The organism is Winogradskyella tangerina, assembly GCF_003260205.1.
GTDB classification, from domain to species: Bacteria; Bacteroidota; Bacteroidia; order Flavobacteriales; family Flavobacteriaceae; genus Winogradskyella; species Winogradskyella tangerina.
Map to the genome: position 1 here is coordinate 198,071 of NZ_QERF01000001.1, position 20,482 is coordinate 218,552.

General features: G+C 36.8%; 18 protein-coding genes. 9 read left to right on the forward strand and 9 right to left on the reverse strand.

Annotated features, from left to right (window positions below):
* Nucleotides 1-75 precede the first annotated feature (75 nt).
* The 3 genes from DDY94_RS00930 to mraZ are packed head-to-tail and all read right to left on the reverse strand — an operon-like array spanning nt 76 to nt 1,749.
* A complete protein-coding gene (locus DDY94_RS00930) occupies nt 76-399 on the reverse strand; it encodes an FtsL-like putative cell division protein (RefSeq protein WP_111682151.1) in 324 nt (107 codons plus the stop codon).
* Nucleotides 396-1,292, reverse strand: a complete 897-nt coding sequence (rsmH, locus tag DDY94_RS00935) for a 16S rRNA (cytosine(1402)-N(4))-methyltransferase RsmH (RefSeq protein WP_111682498.1) — start codon at nt 1,290-1,292, stop codon at nt 396-398. The genes DDY94_RS00930 and rsmH overlap by 4 nt, the downstream gene beginning before the upstream one ends.
* On the reverse strand, nt 1,279-1,749 hold the full coding sequence (gene mraZ, locus DDY94_RS00940; protein ID WP_111682152.1) for a division/cell wall cluster transcriptional repressor MraZ: 471 nt from the start codon (nt 1,747-1,749) through the stop codon (nt 1,279-1,281). The genes rsmH and mraZ overlap by 14 nt, the downstream gene beginning before the upstream one ends.
* A gap of 282 nt (nt 1,750-2,031) precedes the next feature.
* Between mraZ and DDY94_RS00945 the strand changes: the two genes are divergently transcribed.
* Both DDY94_RS00945 and yihA read left to right on the forward strand, forming a co-directional pair.
* Nucleotides 2,032-2,796, forward strand: coding sequence for an alpha/beta fold hydrolase (locus DDY94_RS00945; RefSeq protein WP_111682153.1), 765 nt, complete (start codon nt 2,032-2,034; stop codon nt 2,794-2,796).
* Between the two features lie 47 nt (nt 2,797-2,843).
* Nucleotides 2,844-3,458 carry a ribosome biogenesis GTP-binding protein YihA/YsxC gene (gene yihA, locus DDY94_RS00950; RefSeq protein ID WP_111682154.1) on the forward strand — a complete coding sequence of 205 codons (615 nt, stop codon included), beginning with the start codon at nt 2,844-2,846 and terminating at the stop codon, nt 3,456-3,458.
* 9 nt (nt 3,459-3,467) lie between these two features.
* Here the strand turns inward: yihA and DDY94_RS00955 are convergent, their stop codons facing one another.
* Nucleotides 3,468-4,562, reverse strand: coding sequence for an ABC transporter permease (locus DDY94_RS00955; RefSeq protein ID WP_111682155.1), 1,095 nt, complete (start codon nt 4,560-4,562; stop codon nt 3,468-3,470).
* A 7-nt stretch (nt 4,563-4,569) separates the two neighbouring features.
* Entirely contained in the window at nt 4,570-6,741 is a 2,172-nt protein-coding gene (locus DDY94_RS00960) for a carboxy terminal-processing peptidase (RefSeq protein WP_111682156.1), read from the reverse strand.
* A gap of 165 nt (nt 6,742-6,906) precedes the next feature.
* Between DDY94_RS00960 and surE the strand changes: the two genes are divergently transcribed.
* The 5 genes from surE to DDY94_RS00985 are packed head-to-tail and all read left to right on the forward strand — an operon-like array spanning nt 6,907 to nt 11,738.
* On the forward strand, nt 6,907-7,677 hold the full coding sequence (surE, locus tag DDY94_RS00965; protein ID WP_111682157.1) for a 5'/3'-nucleotidase SurE: 771 nt from the start codon (nt 6,907-6,909) through the stop codon (nt 7,675-7,677).
* Between the two features lie 28 nt (nt 7,678-7,705).
* Nucleotides 7,706-7,990: a hypothetical protein gene (locus DDY94_RS00970; RefSeq protein WP_198658895.1), complete on the forward strand. Its 285-nt coding sequence runs from the start codon at nt 7,706-7,708 to the stop codon at nt 7,988-7,990.
* 26 nt (nt 7,991-8,016) lie between these two features.
* On the forward strand, nt 8,017-9,129 hold the full coding sequence (gene lpxB / locus DDY94_RS00975; RefSeq protein WP_111682159.1) for a lipid-A-disaccharide synthase: 1,113 nt from the start codon (nt 8,017-8,019) through the stop codon (nt 9,127-9,129).
* An 18-nt stretch (nt 9,130-9,147) separates the two neighbouring features.
* Nucleotides 9,148-9,657, forward strand: coding sequence for a C40 family peptidase (locus tag DDY94_RS00980; protein WP_111682499.1), 510 nt, complete (start codon nt 9,148-9,150; stop codon nt 9,655-9,657).
* Nucleotides 9,658-9,707: 50 nt separating this feature from the next.
* Entirely contained in the window at nt 9,708-11,738 is a 2,031-nt protein-coding gene (locus tag DDY94_RS00985; RefSeq protein ID WP_111682160.1) for a ComEC/Rec2 family competence protein, read from the forward strand.
* A 5-nt stretch (nt 11,739-11,743) separates the two neighbouring features.
* Here the strand turns inward: DDY94_RS00985 and DDY94_RS00990 are convergent, their stop codons facing one another.
* From DDY94_RS00990 to DDY94_RS01005, 4 genes are all read right to left on the reverse strand, one after another.
* Nucleotides 11,744-12,313 carry a thioredoxin family protein gene (locus DDY94_RS00990; protein ID WP_111682161.1) on the reverse strand — a complete coding sequence of 190 codons (570 nt, stop codon included), beginning with the start codon at nt 12,311-12,313 and terminating at the stop codon, nt 11,744-11,746.
* A gap of 83 nt (nt 12,314-12,396) precedes the next feature.
* Nucleotides 12,397-14,172: a peptide MFS transporter gene (locus DDY94_RS00995; protein ID WP_111682162.1), complete on the reverse strand. Its 1,776-nt coding sequence runs from the start codon at nt 14,170-14,172 to the stop codon at nt 12,397-12,399.
* 72 nt (nt 14,173-14,244) lie between these two features.
* Nucleotides 14,245-15,825 (reverse strand): peptide MFS transporter, encoded by a 1,581-nt coding sequence (locus DDY94_RS01000; protein ID WP_111682163.1) that lies wholly within the window; start codon nt 15,823-15,825, stop codon nt 14,245-14,247.
* A gap of 26 nt (nt 15,826-15,851) precedes the next feature.
* The gene (locus DDY94_RS01005; RefSeq protein WP_111682164.1) at nt 15,852-18,092 is read right to left on the reverse strand and encodes a S9 family peptidase; all 2,241 of its coding nucleotides are present in this window, start codon (nt 18,090-18,092) and stop codon (nt 15,852-15,854) included.
* A gap of 140 nt (nt 18,093-18,232) precedes the next feature.
* On the opposite strand from DDY94_RS01005, the gene DDY94_RS01010 reads away from it, so the two are divergent.
* Nucleotides 18,233-19,534: a hydroxymethylglutaryl-CoA reductase, degradative gene (locus tag DDY94_RS01010; protein ID WP_111682165.1), complete on the forward strand. Its 1,302-nt coding sequence runs from the start codon at nt 18,233-18,235 to the stop codon at nt 19,532-19,534.
* A complete protein-coding gene (locus tag DDY94_RS01015) occupies nt 19,534-20,451 on the forward strand; it encodes a GYDIA family GHMP kinase (RefSeq protein ID WP_111682166.1) in 918 nt (305 codons plus the stop codon). The genes DDY94_RS01010 and DDY94_RS01015 overlap by 1 nt, the downstream gene beginning before the upstream one ends.
* Nucleotides 20,452-20,482 lie beyond the last annotated feature (31 nt).

Sequence of the window (20,482 nt, forward strand, 5' to 3'; positions counted from 1 at the left end):
TAGTTTCTGTTGTAGCCAATCTTAACCTATCTACTACTTTATTAATTAGTTTTTATATGGTGCACCAAAGAGTCACTAGTCTTCCTTTGCGCTTTTCACTTTTATTTTGGTTGGCGGGTTCTCTGAAATTTTAATACCCTTTTCTGCCATTTTATTTGTTATGGTCGATTCCATTTTTAATCGCATTAATTTTGAACGTCCATCTACAAAGGCCGACCTCAATTCCTTTACCTCATTTGTTAATCTTGCGATCTCGTGCACCTTGTTGTCAGCACTATGAGAGCTCGCTATCATAATTACGGCCAGAAACGAAATAAAAATGATGATGCGCCAATTTTTAAACGAATCATCACTGATTAGAAACTTTCCACGTAATATGCTGTAGATGTTTTTCTTCATATTTTTTCAGCAATCCGAAGCTTTGCGCTTCGTGCTCTACTATTCACTTTTATTTCTGATTCTGATGGTACTATAAGTCCTCCTACTTTTTTCAACGGCACTTCAAAATTTCCAAATACATCACGTTCAGGTTCACCTTCAAATAGTCCATTCCTAATAAACCGCTTCACTAATCGATCTTCTAAAGAGTGGTAAGAAATAAAGCTTAACCTACCGCCTACTTTCAATATTTCTGGCATTTGAACTAACAACTCCTTGAGCACCTCTATTTCCTGATTTACCTCAATTCGGATCGCCTGATAAATTTGAGCCAATACCTTATTTTCTTTTCTATGGTTCAGAAAGCGCTTAAGCACTAATTTTAGTTGCTGTGTGGTTTCAATGGGTGCAATTTTTCGTTCTGAAACAATCACTCTTGCCATAACAGGAGCTTGTCTTAATTCGCCATATTGCAACAAGACCGCCCTTAGTTGCTCTTCTTCATATTCATTGATTACTTCATAAGCAGACAGCTTGCTTTCCTGATTCATTCGCATATCTAGCTTCGCTTCGAACCGTGTTGAAAATCCGCGTTCAGCAACATCAAACTGATGCGACGAAACACCAAAATCTGCTAATACACCATCAACTTCTTTTACGCCATAAAATCTTAAGAACCTTTTTATATATCTGAAATTCTCATTAATGAGAACAAACCGATCATCTTCAATAACATTATTGAGAGCATCCTTATCCTGATCGAAGGCATACAACTTACCTTCTGGTCCCAAACGCGATAAAATCTCTCTACTATGCCCGCCGCCGCCGAAGGTGACATCTACATAAATTCCATCTGGTTTTATATTTAAACCATCTACTGTTTCTTTGAGCAGAACCGCATTATGATACTCCATTGTCATCATCATCTTGTCCCATCACTTCTTCCGCTAAATCCGCAAAATCTAGAGTGGCATCATCAATGGCTTGTTCATATTTCTCTTTATCCCAGATCTCAATGATATTTACCGCAGAAGCCAATACGACTTCTTTAGTAATCCCTGAAAACACAATAAGGTCTTTCGGAATTAGTAATCGCCCAGCATTATCTACCTCAACAACCTTTACGCCTGCTGTGAATCTTCTAATGAAATCGTTGTTCTTTTTTTTGAATCGATTGAGCTTATTAACCTTAGCCATAAGTGTGTTCCACTCAGACATCGGATACAACTCTAAGCAAGGCTGAAAAACAGCACGCTTCAAAACAAAGCCATCCTTCAGAGCTGCTGATAGCTGTTTCTTCAAAACTGCTGGTATCATTAGTCTGCCTTTGGCATCTGCTTTACACTCGTATGTTCCGATAAAAGAATTCAACGTTCTAGATTTCCCACTTTAACGAATTAGTTTCAAATATATTGAAAAAATTACCACATTTTACCACTCTTTCCCACTTTTGTTGATAAGTTTTAATTTTTACTATCTCAATGCTCTGGTAATTCAATAAGAATGTGAGGTTAGGGCGATCAAGAGGCGTGGTAATTTTCAACATTTCGGTTGATATCCTGAAATGATTAAGTGCATTGAAAGCCAATTATTGTATTTGTTTTAAAAAGGATTTAGTTATATTTGTTTTTAGACAAGCACTAACTTTTATAGATGGCACACCTTTTAAAAAAAGAAAAGGATTATAGATATATTGAAGTAGGAGAAGGCACACCAATCATAGTGCTCCACGGTTTAATGGGTGGACTGAGTAATTTTGATTCAGTAACCAACTTTTTTAGCAATAATGGGTATAAGATCATCATTCCTGAATTGCCTATCTACACCATGTCGCTTATTAAGACGAACGTTAAAAGTTTTGCTAATTACCTAAAGGATTTTATCGATTTCAAAGGCTTTGATAATGTAATTTTATTAGGTAATTCACTCGGTGGACATATTGGTCTTTATCACACAAAATTATATCCTGAAAAAGTAAAAGCTCTCATAATAACTGGAAGTTCTGGTCTTTATGAAAGTGCCATGGGTGGAGGTTACACGAAACGAAGTGACTATGAAGTTATAAAAAAGAAAGCCCAAGACGTGTTCTATGATCCTGCAGTTGCTACGAAGGAAATAGTAGATGAAGTTTACGAAACAGTAAATGACCGAAACAAGCTTGTAAAAACACTTGCTATCGCTAAAAGTGCTATTCGTCATAATATGGCGAATGACTTGCCAAAAATGCATACACCAACTTGTATTATCTGGGGTAAAAATGACACGGTTACACCTCCAGAAGTTGCAGAAGAATTTCATGAACTTTTACCAGATTCTGATTTGTTTTGGATAGATAAATGCGGACATGCTGCAATGATGGAACATCCAGATGAATTTAATACCATTCTCAATAAATGGCTTGAATCTAAAGGGCTTTAGATTTCAACTTTCTTTAAATTAAGGATTTCTAATCCAACGATTATATCATGAAAATAACTTCCGCTGAATTTGTAATGAGTAATTCTGATGTGGCCAAATGCCCTAAGAATCCTATTCCTGAATATGCTTTCATTGGACGTAGTAATGTTGGAAAATCCTCATTGATTAATATGCTGACCAATCGCAAAAGTCTAGCAAAAACTTCTGGGCGTCCTGGAAAAACACAATTGATCAATCACTTTATAATTAACAACAATTGGTTTCTTGTGGATTTACCTGGCTATGGTTATGCACGAGTTTCAAAGACTTCTAAAAAGACCTTTCAAAAGTTTATTACTAATTATTTTGAACAGCGCCAGCAGTTAGTTTCGGCATTTGTATTAGTTGATATTAGACATGAGCCACAGAAAATAGATCTAGAGTTTATGGAATATTTGGGCGAAAACGGCATTCCATTTGGAATTATCTTTACCAAGGCTGATAAACTTAAACCAAATGCCATAGACCGAAATGTTGAAAAATATGGCAACGTACTTTTAGAAACCTGGGAAGAACTTCCACCCTACTTTATAACCTCATCTTCAAAAAAGATCGGTCAGGATGAATTACTCGATTTTATTGAGGCTACAAATGAAGAAATTGAACAACTCAGAAACCAGTAATAGAGTGACTTAAGCTTTTACATCTAACGCGTCTCTTAGCGCGTTACCAACAAGCATAAAAGCCATAACTAATAACATTATACAAATCCCCGGAATCATTGCCAGATAAGGCTTTCCTAGAATAATATAATTGTAATGATCTTTAATCATTGCTCCCCAACTTGCCATTGGAGGTTGTGCTCCAATCCCTAAGAAACTAAGTCCACTTTCTATAAGTATAGCTGCTGCAAAATTTGCAGCGGAAATTACGATCAAAGGTCCAAATATGTTAGGTAGAATATGTTTCGTTATAATTCTATAATCACCAAATCCCAATGCTCTTGCTGCAGTAACGTATTGCATTTCTTTGGCGCTAATAATTTGCCCTCTCACCACTCTAGCAACTTCTACCCACATGGTAAGACCAACAGCAATAAACACTTGCCAGAAGCCTTTTCCTAATGCAAGGGTGATTGCGATTACTAATAAAAGTGTCGGAATTGACCAGGTAATATTGATGATCCACATAATGAAGGCATCAACCTTTCCGCCGTAATAACCTGCAAGACTTCCCATGAGAAGACCAACAACCAGTGATATAAATACGGCCACAAAACCTATAAAAAATGAAATTCGAGATCCTATTAAAATGCGGCTCAAATAATCTCTTCCGTATTTGTCGGTGCCAAAAATGAAACTGCGATTATCTATGTAATTTTTGTAGTTTGAACCAGGAAACTGACTTAACGCCACTTGCTTTTCTAAACCTTTCAATCCATCTGAAGCATATTCTACAAAGTGTAATTGATCGCCTTTAACTTCATAAGATTGAATAGGAACTTCAGTATCTGTATTATTTCTTCCGAAGAAAAACTTGGAGAAAAAATTCTGTTCAGATTCAATACCTGAAGGAATGGTTAACATCTGCACTTCAAAACCAGGAGATTCAGAATGAATAGACAAATGCATCTGATTGGCATTTTTTGAAGCATCTGGCGCAAATGCGTAGGCGAAGATTGAAATTAACCCAATGCAAGCAATTAATCCTAAACTAAAAACGCCCCAAAAGTTCTTTTTAAACTTCTGAAGCGCTAAGCTTGATAGTGAATTGTTTTGGTTTCCCATTCAATTATTAATTCTTCACATTCGCCACTTTGTTCTTTATAGCGTAAGTCATTTTAAGGTCGTTGAGCACGTTTAATGCCTCCTCAATGTAAACATCTTTAGCTAAACTCTGATGCCAACGTTTGCGCTTTTCTTTGAGTACAGAATCTTGCTCCATCAATTCAATTTCGTAAGGCAATGAATTAAAAGTTAGATTAGTAGTGTATTCTGAAAGCTTCTCAAAACGCTTGGCCTCCTCTTCATTTAATTCCATCTGCTTTTTATAGTCATCATAGTTGAGCGAGTAAATTTCTCGATCTCTAATTTTCTTCACCCATTGCGCATTTGCATCAATTAATTTCAATTGCTCGTTGGCTGCCATTCGTGCTTTGCTGCGTTCAATCGTGGTATCGTAATCAAAATAATTACCCCACAGTTCGTAGTCAACAGCATCGATCTTATCCCATGGCAATGGATTTTCTTGATCTTTTTCTCCAATATCGATATAGCTGTAACGGTCTGGTACAATAACATCACTTTTTACACCTTCAAGCTGTGTAGAACCACCGTTAACTCTATAGAATTTTTGGGTAGTAAATTTCAATGCACCAAGATCACCGTTTGAATTATTTCGAACTAGACGGTTAAGATCCAGTACATTTTGAACAGTACCCTTTCCGTAAGTTTGCTTACTTCCAATGATAATGGCACGCTTGTAATCTTGCATCGCGGCTGCTAATATCTCAGAAGCAGAAGCAGATAATTCATTGACCAAAATCACCAATGGACCATCCCAAATAATTGCTTTGTCTCGGTCTTTCAATACTTCTTTTGGCTGCCCGGTTTCTTTCACCTGAACTACTGGACCCTCTTCAATGAATAATCCGGCGATATCAACAACCGTTTGAAGTGATCCACCACCGTTATTTCTTAAATCTAAAACTAGGCCTTCAACACCTTCTTTCTTTAAACGTATAATTTCTTGTTTGATATCTGAAGCGGCATTGCGCTTGTTATAGTTTTCAAAATCTACATAAAACTTAGGAAGATTGATAACACCAAACTTCTTTTCGTCTTTAATTACGGTTGAAGATTTAGCGTACGTTTCCTCTAACTCTACAATATCTCTAGTAATTGAAATATCCTCGATTGTTCCGTCAACCTTTTTAAGCGTTAACACTACGGTTGTACCCTTTGGGCCTTTGATTAGTTTGATGGCATCATCTAGACGCATCCCTACGATATTCACAGGCTCTTCTTCTTCCGCTTGTCTCACTTTTAAAATTTGATCACCTACTTCAAGCTCATTGGCTCTCCAAGCAGGCCCACCACTAATGATCTCATTTACCATGATGGCGTCCATACGTTTTTGAAGACGTGCACCAATGCCTTCAAAATTACCAGACATTGCGACATCAAAACGGTCTTTATCTTCTGGTGCAAAATAGAAAGTATGCGGATCAAACTCTTCCACGATCGCGTTTACATAAACGGCAAACCAATCCTTACGTTGTCTGTCCTCAATAAAATCGTAAAGCTCATCTAGAGAACGCTTAGTAGCCTCTCTTGCCTCTTTTTCTAGATCGGCCAATGATTTTTCACCGCTAGAATTAGATTTCTCATTTTGAGCTGAAAATGTACCTTCAGGAAGTGTTTCATTTTGACCTGAATCGCGCTGAGAAATAGCATCGTCATAGTTGGCTATGGTAGAAAACTTCAATTGTTGTCTCCAACGCTCTTTCATTTCGCGTTTACTCTTCACATAAGTTAATTTCTCGTAATCGGCTGAATAAGATTCTTGTTTATCAAAGTCGAACGGCTTATCTAAAATTTCAGCATATAACTTCTTCGACTCCTCAATTCGTTTTAATAAACGATCGTGTGTTAAGTTGAAAAAGGACACGTCATAGGCCTTGATCTGATCATCTAATTCAGATTTATATTCTGCAAATTCCTCAATATCCGAAGCATAGAAATAACGCTTAAATGGATCTAGTTGATTTAAATAATCTTCGAATACATTTTCAGAAAAGCTATCGTTGAGTTCTTGAGGATCGAAATGTCCATTATCCAAAACATAAGTGATCAACTGAATTAATAACTTATCTTTATCTGGATCGTCGAATTTTTTGCTTGTAAAACTGCATGAGGCAAACGCAATAAGGAGTGCCAAAAGTAAAAACTTATAATTCCCTTTCATTCTTTCAATTTTTGAATTTTTACCAAGTAGGTTTCTATAATGTACTAAAATAGACGAAAAAACCGTGCCATAAAAAATCGTGGCACTAATTTTTTGTTAAAGGTACAAATACTTTAGTTTTTGCGGTTTTTAGTATTTTTACACTATCCAAAACTCAACGAAAATATGGCAAAACGCCCTTTAATTTTAGTTACCAACGATGATGGAATTACAGCACCTGGAATACGCACTTTAATTAGCATAATGCACAGTATTGGTGATGTTGTGGTTGTAGCGCCAGACAGCCCACAAAGCGGCATGGGGCATGCAATTACCGTTAATTCGACACTGTATCTCGAGAATGTTGATATTGATGGCAAACAGCCAGAGTATAGCTGCTCCGGTACACCTGCAGACTGCGTTAAACTGGCTGTACGTGAAATCCTTCATAAGAAGCCCGATATTTGTGTTTCTGGTATAAATCATGGCTCAAATTCCTCTATTAATGTGATCTATTCTGGTACAATGAGTGCTGCTTTAGAAGCAGGTATTGAGGGCATTCCGGCTATCGGTTTTTCCTTATTAGATTACAACTGGAATGCTAATTTTGAACATTGTAAATCTTTTGTTGAAACTATTACCAGACAAGTTTTGGAGCACGGTTTACCTGACGGTGTTGTTCTGAATGTGAATTTACCCAACCTTGATAAAAAAGATATTAAGGGTATTAAGGTGTGTCGACAAGCAAGAGCTAATTGGGTTGAAGAATTTGATAAACGTACCAATCCGATGGGGCGCGAATATTATTGGTTAGCAGGAAAATTTGTAAACAATGACAATGGTGAGGATACAGATGAATGGGCATTGGCGAATGGCTATGTTTCTATAGTACCTGTTCAGTTCGATCTGACCGCACATCATACCATTCAGCGATTAAATACCTGGAAACTCAACTAAAATTATTTCGAAATTACAGCGCATATCAATGAAAAAAGAGATTTTAATTGGATTTGTTGTCGGACTGATTGCTACGGCTTTTGGTTTAATTTTAGCCATTCAAATATTTGGAAAGTCTGATGACTGGGGACAGGTTATCAATCAGGCCATCAATGAAGGGTTTTTAACCAAACTATTGAGCATTGGTGCACTTTTGAATCTTGGTGCCTTTTTTCTATTTCTGAAAAAAAATCAGGATGAAAGAGCCAAAGGCGTCTTGATAGCGACTTTGCTCGTTTTTATAATAACGATGATTATTAAATTCTTTAATTAAAGAAAGCCCAAAATGGGCAAATACATATGAAATATTACATCATTGCTGGTGAAGCTTCAGGAGATCTACACGGTTCTAATCTCATGAAAGCCTTAAAAAAACAAGATACAGATGCCCAAATTAGATTTTGGGGTGGCGATCTTATGCAGGCTGCTGGCGGTGAATTGGTAATGCACTACAAGGAACGCCAATTTATGGGTTTCATAGAAGTGGTTCTTAACCTCAGAAAAATCTCTGGTCATATAAAATTCTGTAAAAAGGACATTGCCAAATTTAAGCCCGATGTCGTGATTTTTATTGACAACTCCGGATTTAATCTACGAATTGCTAAATGGGCTAAAGAGCAAAATTACAGAACGCAGTATTATATCTCACCTCAAGTTTGGGCGTCTCGTGCGGGTAGAGTTGAAAAGATAAAGCGCGATATCGATGCTATGTATTGTATTCTCCCGTTCGAAAAAGCATTTTATCAGAAGTATAATTATGAGGTCAATTTTGTGGGTCATCCCTTAATTGATGCCATTGCCGATCGCCCTCAGATCGATGAAAACGAATTTAGAGAAGCGCATCAACTAGGTGCCAAACCCATTATTGCTCTCCTACCCGGCAGCCGTAAGCAGGAAATCTCAAAAATGCTTGGTGTTATGCTAAGTCTGGTGGATGATTTTGAAGACTATCAGTTTGTAATCGCAGGTGCTCCTAGTCAGGATTTTGAGTTTTATCAACAGTTTATAAAGCAAGATAATGTGAGTTTTATTTCTAATAAAACCTATGATCTGCTGAGTATTTCTAACGCGGCCTTGGTAACATCTGGCACGGCGACTTTAGAGACTGCACTCTACAAAGTTCCGCAGGTAGTGTGCTACAAAGCCAATGCCATCTCTTATCATATTGCGAAACGAATTATTACTTTAAAGTTTATTTCTTTGGTTAATTTAATTATGGATCGTGAGGTGGTTACGGAGTTAATTCAAGGTGATCTTAATAAAAAACGACTTAAAGCCGAACTCAACGCCATTCTAGATGAGAAGAAGCGCGAAGCACTTTTCTTGGATTATTATGAGTTGGAACAAAAACTCGGTGGTAAAGGTGCTAGTGAAACTACCGCGAAATTAATTTACGAGTCATTAATAAATTAAATGTGCTATATTCAAGGCATGAAACGCTTACTCCCCATTCTTCTTATAGTTTTACTCGTCAGTAGTTGTAAATCCAAGAAAAACTACACCTCTCAAAAAAAGCAAACGCACACCATAAAAGTTAATACGAGTACGGAGCCTTCAAAAGAGGCAGAATCTATCGTAAAAACTGCAAAAACATTTAATGGAACCCGCTACAAATATGGTGGTACTACAAAACGCGGCATGGACTGCTCAGGATTGGTATATACCTCTTTTGGCAACCATGATATTACTGTACCAAGAACCACCAAAGACCTTTCTAGTTATGGGGATTGGGTAGATATTAAACAAGTAAATGTGGGGGATCTCGTCTTTTTCGCCACCAAAAAAAACAGCCGCAAAGTTAACCATGTTGGTATTGTTACTAATGTACGCACCGGAAATGTAGAGTTTATTCATGCGTCTAGTAGTAAAGGTGTAATGATCTCCTCATTAGCCGAAAAGTATTGGTATTTTGCTTTTGTACAGGCAAGGAGAATATTGTAGTCTTTTTCTTACTTTTGTAAATTAATTCATATATTTAGTAACCCAAATCAATGGCGTTACTAAAATTTCCAATTATCAAGTTCACGTTGTGCCTCATTACAGGCATAATAATCGGGCATTTCTGCATAATTGATTTTTTTGCTTCAATATATACTTCACTTGGATTGATTTTATTGACAAGCCTTTATTGGTTGATCTTGCGAGGACAATTAAATCGTTCCTTATACTTTTCTGTTTTGGTCTATTTATCCATGATCTCCCTTGGTGTTAATGCCTATAATGTTCATGATGAAAAATTACGCCCTGACCATTACCTACACTTAACCAAAGGTGATATTCCTAATAAAGTAGTCCTAAAAATAAGACAACGACTAAAACCTGATTTATTCAATCATAAGTATATCGCAACAATAATTTCTATGGACAATCATGAAGTTTCAGGTAAAGTCCTTATCAATCTGAAAAAGGATTCTATCATTCAAACCATGCCCATAGATGCCGTTATTTATGCGTCTTCGAAATTTCAAAAAATTCCAAATCCCTTAAACCCTTATCAATTTGACTATGCAAGCTATTTAGAGCGTAAATATGTCTATCGGCAGTTATACCTAAATTCAAATGAAATTTCAATTATTTCTACGGCGCCAAGAACTGTCTATGGATTTGCAGACCAATTTAGAGCCACAATAAATTCAAAACTCAATGAAGCTGGTTTTTCAAAAGATGTGATGAGCATTATCAATGCTTTGCTTTTGGGACAGAAACAAAGTATTGATAAGGAAATTTATAATAATTATGTGAATTCAGGCACCATACATATTCTCGCTGTATCCGGATTACATGTTGGTATTCTTACACTTATTCTGAATTTTCTATTCAGACCATTACAATACTTAAAGTATGGTGGCCTTTTGAAACCAACCCTTATTTTAGCCCTACTTTGGCTGTTTGCTATAGTTGCTGGTCTTTCGCCGTCTGTAACTAGAGCCGTTGCTATGTTTAGTATTGTGACCATCGGTTGGCACTTAAAGCGACCAAGTAATATTTATAATTCACTGGCCATTTCAGCATTTTTTATTCTCCTTTTTAAACCCATGTTTCTCTTTGAAGTCGGATTTCAAATGAGTTACTTGGCTGTTATTGGTATTGTGAGTTTCCAACCTGTTATATATAAAATCTGGTCACCGAAATACTTAATCATCGATAAACTTTGGCAAATTTTCACTGTAACTCTAGCAGCGCAGATTGGGGTATTTCCTGTTAGTCTTTATTACTTCCATCAATTCCCTGGACTGTTCTTTATTTCTAATCTGGTCATTATTCCATTTCTAGGACTCATCCTTGGAATTGGTGTATTAACCATTGTCTTGGCTCTAGTAAATTTGCTTCACCCTTATCTTGTTCATGTATTCAGTTTTATTATAAATTGTTTAAATGAATTCATTGCATTTATTGCTCAGTTTGAAGAGTTTCTATTCAGAGACATCCCTTTTACGCTGTCACAAACATTCAGCTTTTATATCACTATATACGCCTTATGGCATACTATCAAGACTAAAACTTTTCAGTGGTCATTAGTTTGCGTAATTGGTATACTTCTATTTCAAAGCTCTTTTATTTACGGTAAATATTATGCCGATGAAAATGCATTCATTGTATTTAATAAAAGTCGACATTCTATTATTGGTATTCAGAATAAAAAACATCTGACGATACATCATAACTTAGATTCTATCAAGTTAGCCTCTGATCAAATTATTAGAAATTTCAAAATAGGCACATCCGTTAGAAGCGTTCAAAAGGACTTGTTAAAAAGTATATATCAATTTAAAAATGAAACCATCTATTTAATTGATAGCCTAGGTATTTATCATGGTTTAAGCTTTAAGCCTGATTATATTTTACTTCGGAATTCACCAAAGATCAACCTTACACGGCTTATAGATAGTATTCATCCTAAAATGATCATTGCAGATGCCAGCAATTTCAAAACCTATGTTTCTCGTTGGAAATTGACTTGCACGCATAAAAAAATCCCTTTCCATTATACGAATGAAAAGGGAGCATTTATTTTGAAATAATTCTTTTACTCTTTGAAGGTCGGTTCGAATGATTTGTAGTATTCATTGAACTTTTCCTGCGTGTCCATTTCTTTGTATTTATCGGTCTTAAATAACTTTAAATACAATTCGATCTGACGTGGTTTTAAATAACCCGATATAGGCGTTATGTAATTGGCCTCTTCATCAAAAAACACCATAGTAGGAAACGCTCTTACCCTTAAATAACGTGCAAATTCGTGCGAACTATTGCGGCGATTAGCCTTCGCTGGATCGTAACCAGGGTTTGTAAATGTTCGTTCCTTATACGTCACCGAAGAATTGCCTTCAGCATTAAACTTTACAGCGTAATAATGCGCATTGATATAATCGACAACATCTTCGTTGTGAAAAGTGTATTTATCGAGCATTTTGCATGGGCCACACCAATTAGTGTAGACATCCATAATGATCTTTTTAGGTTCTTCCTTCTGAAGTTCTATAGCCTCTTCAAGCGTAATCCAGTTGATTTCTTTCTCAGATTCTTCTTCTAAATTTTGAAACGAAACTAAGGTTCCGAAAGCTATAAAAGCAATAATAAATTTTAACTTCTTCATGTCTGATTTGTTGCAAATGGTATGCCCAACTTACAAAAAATGCGCTTATTAAAGCGCATTTTAGGTTTTTTTAACGGATTCTGTTAACGTACACCGTGCATTAAACGTTTTAATAACGGATGAAGCGCGAAGGATAATAATCCTAGTCCAACTGGTACTATCGTAAAGATCAGAAAGAAATAAGACAGGCCGTCCTCTTTTGTGATCTTTTCAATATCACCACCAACATAATGCGCCATTTTGTTCCCTATTGCAATTGCCAAATAATACACACCAAACATAAATGCAACCATACGTGCTGGTACTAGCTTACTCAAGTATGAAAGTCCCATAGGCGATAAGCATAATTCCCCTAAGGTGTGGAATAAATAGGCTAATACCAGCCACGCCATGCTCAATTTTGCAGATTCAGCCCCTAATGGTACATTTCTAGTTGCGAATGCCAACAGACCAAAACCAATTGCCATAACAATTAAGCCTAAACCGTACTTTACAGATGCTGGCGGATTATACTTGCTATCCCACCATTTGGTGAATAGTGGTGCAAAAATGATTATGAATAGCGAATTAAGAATGGCGAACCATGTGATTTCAACTTCCTTAGCTTCAGCACTAAAATTGATGTATAATTTATAGATAACTAATCCCCATACTAAGACAAAACTTATTGCTAGAATTATATTTGATAATCCGATTCTGCTAAAGGTTTTTCTGAATAAACTGATTAACACATAGGTAATAATTCCTATTGGTACAATGGTGACAATTAGGTCAATAATTTTAAAAGTTATTGCAGCATTTCCTTCAAGAACTCTGTCTGTGTAGTCTCTAGTGTAAAGTGGCAACGATCCCGCAGCCTGTTCAAAAGCAGCCCAAAAGAAAATAGTAAAAATACAGAAGATGGTAAAGGCGATCATTCTGTCTCTAACAACGCGCTCATAACGCGGAATTCTCACAACTAAAATCAGAATGAATACTATAGCCGCAAGCAGGGCAAAAAACAGTGAATCTGTCATGCCTGCAATAGTGAAATTCAAAGTGTTGATATTACCAATTTTACTTAATGGATCATTAATTATGAATATCAATGCTGAAATTATAAAGATCCCTATGAGTAGGTAATCAACGGTCACAAAACGATTCAATTTACCGCTGATCTTTTCTTTGGTAGATTCTAGATTATCTGTCAAAGTATCAATGATCCCTTTTTCTTCATCCTTTGGTTTAGCACCAACGTCGCCAAATAAAGGTTGTGCATAGTAGAACTGCAGCATTCCTAATAACATGAATATACCTGCCAATCCAAAACCGTAGCTCCATCCAACATTTTCACCTAACCATCCACATAGCATTATTCCCAGAAATGCTCCAGCATTCACACCCATATAGAAGATATTATATGCGCCATCTTTTTTATCATCGTGACCTTCATACATTTTTGAAATAATCGAGGTCATATTTGGCTTAAAGAATCCATTTCCAAGGATAAGTAAGGTAATCCCAATATATAGGAATGTTGGTGTTTCTATTGCCATTGAAGCATGCCCCAAGGTCATTAGTAGTGCACCGATCACAACGGCCATTCTATAACCAATCTTATTATCGGCTAGCCAACCACCAACGATAGGTGTTAGGTAAACAAACATGGCGTAGGTTCCTAATAGCGATAATGCGGCTGGTTTATCCCAACCCCAACCTGGGTTATCACCAGTTAAGGCACCAGTAAGGAAAATCACCAGAATGGCACGCATTCCGTAATAGGAAAAACGTTCCCACATTTCTGTAAAAAAGAGCACGAACAATCCTGCCGGATGTCCCATAACTTTGGTCGCGAAAAAATTTTCGGATGATGAATTCATAAATCGTAGTCTTATTTAGTTAGTATAGAAAACCCTCACCAACCATAAGTCTGCGAGGGTTATATATTGAAGTTAGTCGTTAATTTCAGGATCAGCTAATTCAAAACCTTCTGTTTCATCAGCATCTTTTCCTTCAAGATCTTCGGCACCATGGGTTAGTCGCTTTAATGGTTTCAAAATAGCGATAACTAATAATCCCATTACTGTACAGAACATAGCGATACCCGTGAAGATGGTAAACTCACCTAATTCTGTCGCCGATTCTCCTAATAATCCGGCTACCTTATTACCTAATCCCGTAGCAGCAAAATAAGCACCCATCATGAATGCCATCCAACGTTCTGGAGCTAGTTTGGTAATAAAAGAAAGAGCTACTGGTGACGCACAAAGTTCACCTAATGTGTGGAATAAATACGCTAATACCAGCCACTGCATACCAGATTTGGCAACAACTTCGCCAGCAGCATCATAGCCTACTTCTTTACTTGCGATCGACATAAAGAAAAATCCCCATCCCATGATGATCACACCAATGGCCATTTTAAATAGTGAAGATGATTCCTTTTTGCGGTTCTTCCACCAAACCCAGAAGCTTCCCACAATAGTGGCAAAAATCAATATGAAAATTGCGTTTACCGATTGGAACCAACTTGCCGGCACACTGAAATCACTGGTTAAAGCTAAATTGGTTTTTTGCTTCGCATAAACATTCATTAATCCGCCGGCTTGCTCAAAGGCACCCCAGAAAATAATGATAATTAAAAACGATAGATAGGTTACTAGAATTCGGTCTTTTTCAATTTTATTTCCGTCGTTATATACAACGATACCAACACCTACAGCAAAAGCCAAACCAATAATCAGAAGACCATAGTCCCATGAATCATAATAGAACCAGACAAATAGGCCCAAAAGTACCATGATTACAAATCCAATGATTGAATTTGTGTGTTTGAAAATAGAAACCAATAGGTTTCCACTTTCTTTTTTTTCATTATCAGATCTATCATCTACTACCAAATTACCAACGTGTTTAATATGCTTTTGCCCGAATGCGTAGGTCAACTGACCTATTAACATTCCTACACCTGCCATACCAAAGCCCCAATGCCATCCAATATTTTCACCAACATAACCTACTGCAAGTGCAGCGGCCGCAGCTCCTAAGTTGATTCCCATATAGAAAATATAGAAACCCATATCGCGCTTGTTCTGCTCATTCTTTGGATACAATCCACCAACCATTGTGGAGATATTCGGCTTTAACATACCTACACCCATCACGATGAGTACAAGACCTGTGTAGAACGCCCACATTTGTTCTATGGCTAAAACACTGTGCCCAGCTACTAAGAGTAAACCACCAACATATACCGATTTTCGCTGTCCGAGAATTTTATCTGCGATAATTCCGCCAGGAATTGACGCTACATAAACGAACATCGTATACCAACCGTACAATGCGATAGCACTATCGTTAGCCCAGCCTAAACCTGGATTATCCGCTGCCGTTTCGGCAACAAGATATAATACCAATATGGCACGCATTCCGTAGTACGAAAAACGTTCCCACATTTCTGTTAAGAACAAGATGTACAATCCTACTGGATGTCCAAATAGTTTTTTCTGATTAGCTAAAACTGAATCTGACATATAATTTAATTTAGTTAGTTATTTTGTTAGCCTTTGATCTTAGAAGTCTCCTCTTCTTTCATTTCCTCCTTCTTCAGCTTGTCTCCTAAGGTTCTATTGATGAAACTAGTCATCTTCTTATACAAATGCAATCTTGTATTTCCGCCGTAAATACCGTGATTTTTATCAGGATAGATCATCCATTCAAACTGCTTATCGGCTTGGACTAATGCTTCCACCATTCTCATGGTATTCTGTAAATGCACATTATCATCTCCCGACCCATGAATTAATAAGAAATCTCCTTCTAATTTATCGACATGATTGATTGGTGAATTTTCATCGTATCCACTCGGATTTTCAGCAGGTGTGGTCATGTAACGCTCGGTATAGATGGTGTCATAAAATCTCCAGCTGGTTACTGGTGCCACGGCAATTGCCATCTGAAACACATCATTACCTTTAAATAGCGCATTACTGCTCATAAAGCCTCCATAGCTCCAACCCCAGATACCAATTCGAGAAGCATCGATATACGAACGCTCACCTAATTTTTTCGCAGCTGCAATCTGGTCTTCTACTTCGTACTTTCCTAATTCGTTTTGAGTAACTTTTTTAAACGCTGCTCCTTTGAAGCCCGTTCCTCTTCCGTCTACACAAACAACGATATAGCCTTGTTGTGCCAACATTTGATACCAATAATCATTTGCGCCATTCCAGCGATTAGCCACCGACTGCGAACCCGGACCAGAATATTGATACATGAATAAGGGATACTCCTTAGTCTCGTCGAAATCTGCCGGTTTAATCATCCACATATTCAGATCGTTACCATTTACATTTATAGTGCTAAATTCCTTTTTCGTAGTCACATAAGTGCCAACCTTTTGTGCCAGTCGATCGTTGTCAACTATGCCTTTGATTAGATTACCAGATTTTGCACTATTCAAAGTGTATTCTGGTGGCGAAGTAGCACTAGAATGTGTATTGATAAAGTAACTGAAATCTGCACTAAACGAAGCGTTATTGGTGCCTTCGGTCTTTGTGAGACGCTTTTTATTTTTACCATTCAGTTTTATAGAATACACGTCTCTATTGATAGACCCATTTTCTACAGATTGATAATAAATTGTATTCTCTTTTTCGTTGAAACCATAATAGTCCGTTACCTCCCAATTTCCATCAGTTACTTGGTTGATAAGATCTCCATTCTTTGAGTAATGGTATATATGATTAAATCCGTTTTTCTCGCTTGTCCAGATAAAACTGTTGTCTTTTAAAAAAGTAAGATCGAAAGTCACATCAATATATGCATCATCTTTTTCAGCAAGAACCAATTCCGAAGTCATTGCTTTTGCATCGATCATCCAAAGATCGAGCTCATTTTGATGACGGTTCATAAATTGTGTGCTTAAAATATTAGCATCTTTCGTCCATTTTATCCTTGGAATATAGAAGTCTTCGTAAGATTTATTCACTTTTATCTCCTGAAGTTTCTCAGAATTGAGATCGTATAAATGTAGTGTTACCTTTGAATTTTCTTCACCAGCCTTCGGGTATTTAAAGACTTGCTGAGTTTGATACAATCCCGAACCAAACACATCCATCGAAAACTCCGGAACGTTGGTCTCATCGAATCGAATAAATGCAATAAGGTTACTATCTGCGTTCCAATCGAATGCTCTTACAAAACTGAATTCTTCCTCATACACCCAATCGGTAATTCCGTTGATGATCTTGTTTTTTTCACCATCGAAAGTGATCTGGGTTACATCACCTGAACTCAGATCTTTTACATAAAGATTATTTTCAAATCCATAGGCAATCTTTGTTCCATCTGGAGATAATGTGGGTTCTTGAACTAGGTCATTCGAAACCTTAGTCACAGATTTATTTTCAATATCGTAAACGTAATATTCTCCAAGCCTAGATCGTCGGTAAACAGGGACTTCATTCGTGGTTAAAACCACTTTGGTTTCGTCTTCACTAAAGGTATAATCAAAAAAACCTTGAATTTCTGCAATGTCCGCAGAAGATACCAAGGTTTTCACTTTTTCTAAGGTTTTGTAATCGTAAATATCGATTGTAGATGCTCTACTTGTTCTATCGAAATTTAATACCGAATATTGCTTCCCATTTTTCATAGAATGCAGGGCTTGCATTCCTTCGGTTCTAAAGGCGCCACTCCAAATTTCTTCGAGTGTGATTTGCTTGTTTTGACAATAAATTAAAGAAGTGGTTAGAAACCCGATAATTGCAATGAATAATCTCATTTTTGCGTCTTTCATAGTTTAATAAAGCAATGCCAAGTTTACTAAAAATTATGCAAAAAATTGCTATTATTAACAGTAAATCGGCAATTATACGTGATTACGCACATATTTTATGCCAATCCTAAGTATCTTTGCTTTTTTAAACTGATAACCTTATGCCAAACGCTATTTCTGGCTTTTCTAAACTTTCAAAATCTGAAAAGATCGAATGGCTCTTAGATACTTATTTTACTGATAAGGAAGCCGCTAGATCACTCGTAAAAAACTATTGGAATACAGATAAAAAACTTCAAAAATTGCACGATGAGTTTATAGAGAATACCATTACTAACTTCTATTTACCTTTAGGTGTAGCACCTAACTTTCTAGTTAATGACAAGCTTTTTACGATTCCAATGGCTATTGAAGAAAGTTCAGTGGTTGCAGCCGCAAGTAAATCGGCCAAATTTTGGTTAGATCGTGGTGGGTTTAAAACTGAAGTGATCTCCACTGAAAAAATAGGGCAAGTTCATTTTACCTACTCTGGCAGTTTTGAAGAGCTTCAAATGTTTTTTGAAGGCGTGAAACCGAAGCTTTATACATCGACTTCAGATATTACAAAAAATATGGAACGCCGTGGTGGTGGTATATTAGATATTGAACTGAGAGACAAATCACAAGACCTCAACAATTATTACCAGTTGCACGCTACTTTTGAAACCCTCGATGCTATGGGAGCGAATTTTATTAATTCGTGTCTTGAAGCATTTGCAAAAACCTTTAAAAGCGAAGCACAACAACAACTGTCGGGTGATCTCGATGTTGTAATGAGTATTTTGTCGAACTATGTTCCTAACTGTTTGGTTAAGGCTGAGGTTTCTTGTAAAATTTCGGAATTGGCAAGTAAGGATATTTCTAATCCTGAATTATTTGCAAAGAAATTTAAGCAAGCCATTCAAATTGCAGAGATCGAGCCCTATAGAGCTGTCACCCACAACAAAGGCGTTATGAATGGTATTGACGCCGTGGTTTTAGCTACAGGCAACGATTTTAGAGCCGTTGAAGCTGGGGTTCATGCCTACGCCTCGAGAAGTGGTAGATATTCGAGTTTAACACATTGCTCTATTGATAATGACATTTTTAAATTCTGGATTGAAATCCCATTAGCCCTAGGTACTGTAGGTGGACTGACAAGTTTACATCCGTTGGTGAAATTTTCACTTGAAATGCTTGAAAAACCTTCAGCGAGAGAACTTATGCAAATTGTAGCCGTTGCAGGACTAGCTCAAAATTTTGCCGCAGTAAAATCTCTAACCACAACAGGGATTCAGGAAGGTCATATGAAAATGCACCTGATGAACATTCTTAATCAGTTTGAAGCTACTACTGATGAAAAGACAGCGCTCATTGAACATTTCAAAACAAATGTGGTAACCCACAGCGCCGTAGTTGAAGCGATTGAAAAAATGAGAAATTGATGGAGTCCTTCAAAAGTAATGGCAAACTTTTATTGACGGGTGAATACGTTGTGCTTGATGGTGCACTGGCCTTAGCTATACCTACTAAATATAGTCAAAGACTAAACGTTGAAAAAAATGATTCAGAAAGTATCATTTGGAAAAGCTACGACGAGCAGGGCACTTTGTGGTTTGAGGGCACATTTAACATTGATGATTCAGGTGAACTAAAGGCTCCGAGAAATGAAGATGAAGTGGCTACGAGACTTCAACAAATTTTGAAAGCTGCCCAATTATTAAATCCAAAATTCTTAAATACACATACAGGTTATACGATCAACACTAAACTCGACTTCAATAGAAAATGGGGTTTAGGAACATCTTCAACCTTAATAAATAATATAGCTCGATGGGCTAATGTTGATGCTTATGAGCTATTAGATAAAACATTTGGTGGTAGCGGTTATGACATTGCTTGTGCGCAATATGATACGCCAATTACCTATCAACTTTTAAGTTTGAAGGATCGTAAGGTGGCGCCAATAAAATTCAATCCGTCATTTAAGAGCAATTTATATTTTGTTTATCTCAATCAGAAGCAAAATAGTAGAGATGGGATTAAGGCCTATAAGTCACTTGCCAATATTGATAATCAAACCATCGAAAGTATAAATGAGATCACAAAGGCGATCATTGCTGCAACAACACTTTCAGAATTTGAAGCTTTGATCAAAACTCATGAACGTATTATTTCAAAATTAATACAACAGCCTACAATTCAATCGAAATGGTTTAATGATTTTGAAGGAACCATAAAGAGTCTAGGCGCTTGGGGAGGTGATTTCATCTTGGTAGCGTCAGCATCTGACCCAACAGAATATTTTAATTCCAAAGGCTTCGAAACCATTATTCCTTACAAAGAAATGGTACTGAACTAAAAAAGGCTTTACATTTCTGCAAAGCCTTCTC